This is a genomic window from Nonomuraea sp. NEAU-A123 (assembly GCF_018603905.1).
Classification (GTDB): Bacteria; Actinomycetota; Actinomycetes; order Streptosporangiales; family Streptosporangiaceae; genus Nonomuraea.
Window position 1 is genome coordinate 1 of record NZ_JAHFZZ010000058.1, and the last position, 5,079, is coordinate 5,079.

The 5,079-nt window shown below is 63.7% G+C and carries 5 protein-coding genes; 1 reads left to right on the top strand and 4 read right to left on the bottom strand.

Translation table 11 applies throughout. The features are described 5' to 3' along the window. Positions 1 to 528 precede the first annotated feature (528 nt). On the bottom strand, positions 529 to 1,134 hold the full coding sequence (locus KLK06_RS59220; protein WP_214644718.1) for a hypothetical protein: 606 nt from the start codon (positions 1,132 to 1,134) through the stop codon (positions 529 to 531). Positions 1,135 to 1,541: 407 nt separating this feature from the next. Then, complete coding sequence (locus KLK06_RS59225; RefSeq protein WP_308169070.1) at positions 1,542 to 2,666, bottom strand: FAD-dependent oxidoreductase; 1,125 nt, start codon at positions 2,664 to 2,666, stop codon at positions 1,542 to 1,544. A gap of 321 nt (positions 2,667 to 2,987) precedes the next feature. Between KLK06_RS59225 and KLK06_RS59230 the strand changes: the two genes are divergently transcribed. Then, complete coding sequence (locus KLK06_RS59230) at positions 2,988 to 3,668, top strand: phosphotransferase (protein ID WP_214644720.1); 681 nt, start codon at positions 2,988 to 2,990, stop codon at positions 3,666 to 3,668. A gap of 397 nt (positions 3,669 to 4,065) precedes the next feature. On the opposite strand, the gene KLK06_RS59235 is transcribed toward KLK06_RS59230, so the two are convergent. Continuing rightward, the gene (locus KLK06_RS59235; protein WP_214644721.1) at positions 4,066 to 4,539 is read right to left on the bottom strand and encodes a carboxymuconolactone decarboxylase family protein; all 474 of its coding nucleotides are present in this window, start codon (positions 4,537 to 4,539) and stop codon (positions 4,066 to 4,068) included. Positions 4,540 to 4,979: 440 nt separating this feature from the next. Next, on the bottom strand, positions 4,980 to 5,079 hold a 100-nt coding region (locus KLK06_RS59240; protein ID WP_214644722.1), incomplete at its 5' end, for a transposase.

Consider the following 5,079-nt stretch of genomic DNA (forward strand, 5'->3'; position numbering starts at 1 on the left):
CGTACACACTCCCGCCGCTCCTGCTCCGCAGGCGTGTACCCACCCCTTTGCCCGTACCGCATACCTCGGTCGTACCGCACCAAAAGCGATCCGTCACGAGGCTAAGACTCTACGCATTCAATCTGTGTACACGTCCTTCTCGCTTCCCCAGCGTCCCGGTCGAGGCCCCGACGTCAAGGGTGCCTATGGCGTCGCTACGCGATCAACTTCATTGACCGTTGACACGGTGGCCTCGCCCTGGGGATCGGCAGCTACGAGGAGGGTCGGGGGAGAACCAGGCGACGGCGCACTACTGCGACGCGTACTGAATCAGGCCCACACGACCGCTCACGATCATTACCACCCGGTACCCTCCCGGAGCTGTGGGCGAGGTGCGCGCTGCACGAGAAACACCAGGTCGTGGCCTGATTGTCGTGCCATTAAGAGAGTAACGAGGGGTCAACCGTGAGGCGCCTACGGCGTCGCTACGCGATGGCGCAAGTGCCACCCTTGACGGAACCACTGGTGCGAGTCGCCGATCCCTGGCAGCTATCGGGACCGGGGAGAGGAATGGGCGAGACGGTCGTTGACCAAGTGCTGTCGTTCCACCGAAAGACCACGAGCAGCCATAGCCCTATCCAGCAGATCAGCATCGAACCCCTGCATGGCCATATGGTCGAGGAGAGGTTCGTATCGATCGGGCCGATCACGCAAGAGTTCTGTGGCCAACCGCAATTCCAGGCGCACCACAGGAACACGATACGAGCCACAGGTGATCAAGACGTAGTGCTGCCACGGGCCACGGCCAATGCACTCCATCCCATCTGAATCGGTCTCCTGCTCAACCGTGCTGATCTCTAAATGGACCCCGTTCACCTCGTACCTAGCGAAATACTGCGAACTCTCGGGGAACCAAGATGCCGCATACAGACAGGGAAAGGAGGAGAGAGCGGCAGCGAACGTGTCCACGTCCTCCCGCCGAGCCACCAAGAGGTCAACGTCTCCGACAGGAAGATGAACACCTTGCAGCAGAGCGGCACCTGTGCCACCCACGCGGTACATCGGATCGGCCCCCACAGCCCTCAGGGCGGTGAGAGTCGCCTCTAACGCCGACGTTACGTCCACCAGCCGCAGAGATGCCTCGCCAGCTCCCATGACGATCACCGTACCAACCACGAGCCTCCAAGGTCAGACTCTGGTTGTCGGGCCATTAGCCAGGGTGACGAGGGGGCAACCACGGTCGCTCAGGAACGACTTTCTGCAGTGGCGTCCGGAATCCGGTGTAAAAGGGACGGGCGCGGTTCCGGCGTCATCGTGACGTCAGGCGATGGCACTGACATTCTGCGGCTGGTGCCGCTCGCAACACGTCTCTTGGTGTGGCGCTCAACCGCGAGACGCGGGTAACTCGTGCGCGGGGTGGAGCAGCAGAGGTAGAGGACCGTCCGGTCTTTGCGGCTCGCGTGACGCGGGGGCGCGCGGCGGTGCGGCTTTATGGGCCCGTTTCGGGCGCGGACGGAGACGCACCCGCCTGGTCGCGGTACTGGTGGCGCTTGCCCGGGTTGTCACGGGGGGAACCGCTCCGGGCGGAAGTCCGCAAGCATCTCATCTCTCTTCCCGCTGAGGATCTCCGAAGCAAGCAGCCGGCCGATTACCGGCCCGAGCGTGATGCCGCTGTGGGAAACGGCCTCGTAGTAGCCCGGCACAGACGGCACCGCTCCCACCGAGGGGAATCCGTCGGCTGGGATGGGCCGGTTGGCTACCCGTGTCTGTACGATGCGGGAGTTGCCGAGCTCGGGAACGACCTGCCGCGCCGATTCGTGGAGCAGCCGTGCGAGTTCCGCTGGATCTTCGTCTGTGTCGATGAGTGCGTCGATCTCGCGGCTGTGGAGGACCATCGAGGCGTCTCCGTCAGGACGGATCTCGATGTGAGGCGCGTGCATGGCCCGGTGAATCGGGACCTGAGCACAGCTGATCCGGGTGATGGCGCCGGGTTCCCGGCGCATCGGCAAGTGCCGTGCGATGAGCTCTGCGACGTGGGAGGCGCTGGGGCCTGCTGCGTTCACGACGGCGTTGACGTCGAGACAGCTCCCATCGGATAGAGCAACTGTCCGGATGCTCCCGTCGGCACCGGTGCCGATGTCACAGACCGCGGTGCCGGACCGGTGCTCGGCGCCGGATGCAACGGCCTGGCCGACCAGGCGGCGGACGAGATGACGTCCGTGCACCCAGGCTTCGTCGGGGTAGAACAAGACTGGAGCCTCGTCGGGCATTGTGAGAGCAGGTTCGAGGCGGCGGCGCACCTCGGCCCCTGTGCGCAGCTCGACCCGGTAGTCCCAGCTAGCCAGCAGTTCGGCTGTTTTCAGGAACTGCGCCTCCGCTGCGGGATCGTCTGCCCAGCGCAGGTGGCCGCTGGGATGCCACCATGAGTCCGGCCCGATGGTCCTGGCAAGCTCACGGTGCGCTGCCATGCCCGCGACGTTCCGGTCGAAGTAGGACTTGCGCGCGGTCTTGTTGCTGGCATTGACCCACGAGAAAGACCAGTTGGTGACGCCTTCGCCCGGCTGGCCTGCGTCGATGAAGACCACCTTGACGCCGTGCCGGGACAGGTTCCAGCCCACGCTGGCTCCGAGGATGCCTACTCCGATGACAGCAACACGTTCAGGCCGCTTCACGGAGCCGATCCTCACGAAGGTCCCCTTCCCAGATCACCACCGAACTCCCACTTTTAGCATGCAAGCATGTGGAACGGTGAGCAATATGAACGGAACAGGCAAAGGCTCCGGAAGTGGGCGGGCGCGGTGCCGGCTTCTTGGTGATGTCAGGCGATGGCACTGACATTCCCGGGGCGCCGGGCGAGTCGGCGGTGCCTCGATCACGTTCCATCGCGGTGTGCCGGTACATGACTCGGGTGAACGAGTGGTCCATGCGGGTCATCAACTGCGCCATGGACGCCATGACCGCGGGACGCCAACCACTGATTAACACCGTCGCCGTCCTATGCTCCTGCTATGCAAATCGGTCCCCTCATCGGTTCTGGCCGCACTGCGGATGTGTTCGCGATCAATGACGCATGGGTGCTTCGCCGGTATCGGGACGGCCGAGATGCATCGGCCGAAGCGTCGGTAATGTCGTACCTCTTCAATAGGGGCTATCCGGTCCCGCGCGTCGCCCCGAACGCCGGCAGTGAATTGACTATGGAACGGTTGCACGGCCAAACCATGGTGGAGGCGCTCCAACAGGGCACGATCTCTCCACAAGAAGCGGGTGCGATTCTTGCGAGACTGCTGCATCGTCTCCACGCTCTCCCAGCGCGAACCTCAACCGATCCAGCGGATCGTGTTCTCCATCTCGACCTGCACCCGGACAATGTGATATTGACCGCCGCTGAGCCAATGGTGATCGACTGGAGTAACACAACGGAGGGTGCGCCAGCACTGGACTGGGGGATATCTGCGCTGATCCTGGCGGAGGTCGCAGTAGGCCTGCGGATGGAAGCGCTCGAGCCTCGCACCATTCTGGTATCCCTACTCAGCCACGTTGAGCATTCAATTGACCTCACAAGAGCTTTGGCAATACGTAGCGCCAACCCAACCTTGGGCGAGGGCGAAAAACAACTTCTCCAGGAAGCTGCGGCACTGGTTAAATCCCTACACCCGCAATCGGCCACGTGCCGTCCCGCGTGTTCATAGCGCCTCTGGGCCCTGACCTGCGGGGTTACGGTAGTCGTCGGGTGATTAGCGTGTCATTAAACCCGGTAGTGAAGGGTGAACCCCGTAACTGTGCTGGCCAGGGAACCTATGGTTTATTGCCCGTGAGCGCTGCAATTCCCAAGCTGACAGCGCGGATTCGATTCCCGTCACCTGTTTCACTAAAGTAAGGCCAGGTCCGGGACAAGGCCTTGATCTTTTGTGGTGCCATTTCACCCGCGTGCCAGATCAGTTGATCTTGGGTCCTAAACCGACTCATTTGGATCAGTCGGACCCGGGGCGTACCAGAACAATGCCCCGGGCGCCGGTGGGCCGTGCCCGGGGTGTGTGCCGCTGCTGGTGCGAGATGGCACCCGCGGTCCCGGCCAGGTGCTCCTCGTTATCCGAACTGGCCGGGCTGGTAGTCGCCGGCGGGCTGCTGGACGATGACGTTCAACCGGTTGAAGGCGTTGATGAGGGCGATGAGGGACACCAGAGCGGCGAGCTGGTCCTCGTCGTAGTGCTTGGCGGCGTTCGCCCAAGCCTCGTCCGTGACGCCACCGGCCGCGTCGGCGATGCGGGTGCCTTGCTCCGCCAGCTCCAGGGCGGCGCGCTCCGCATCGGTGAACACCTTGGCCTCCCGCCAGGCCGCGACCAGGTTGAGGCGTACCGAGGTCTCCCCGGCGTGCGCGGCGTCCTTGGTGTGCATGTCGGTGCAGAAACCGCAGCCGTTGATCTGACTGGCGCGGATCTTCACCAGCTCCTGCGTCGCGGCCGGTAGTGTCGAGTCCGAGAGCACCTTGTTCGCCGAGATGATGTGCTTCAGGAACTTGCCCGCGGTGGGGTTGCCGAAGACGTTCAGACGTGCATCCATGGTCGACTCCTCTGCCGTTGTCGGTGGTCAAACATCTCTGACGGATAGACGGAATAGCTCGGCGAGATGTGACAGGAACGAATGTGACGTGCGTCTCCCTTGCCGCACCGCGGGCCGACCAGCGACAGTGGCTCGCGGTCGATTCCCCGGGTCCTGCAGCGCGTTCTCGTGGCGCGGGCGCAGCAACGGGGTGGTCAGGAGGAGTACTCCGGCGATCGTACGGCCACCTCGGCTCCGGGCGGATCGCTGCGCCTTCCTGAGTCGCATCGGTAGCGCTGGTGGCTTGGCCTCGGCGGGAGCTGGCGGAGGAAACGGGCGGCGCGTCTTATTCAGCGGATTCTGGCGTGGAACCCCGGGCGTTTACGCCCGGGAGGAAACGACAGCGCGGAAGGGCCTCCCGGCCCGAGTGGTGCAGTAGCGGGCAGGTCTGGATAGGCAGATCAGCCGGGTCGTTTCTGGTTCTCGATGTACTCCTTGATGATCGATAGTGGGGCACCGCCGCAGGAGGCGGCGAAGTAGGACGGGGACCAGAAGTGCCCG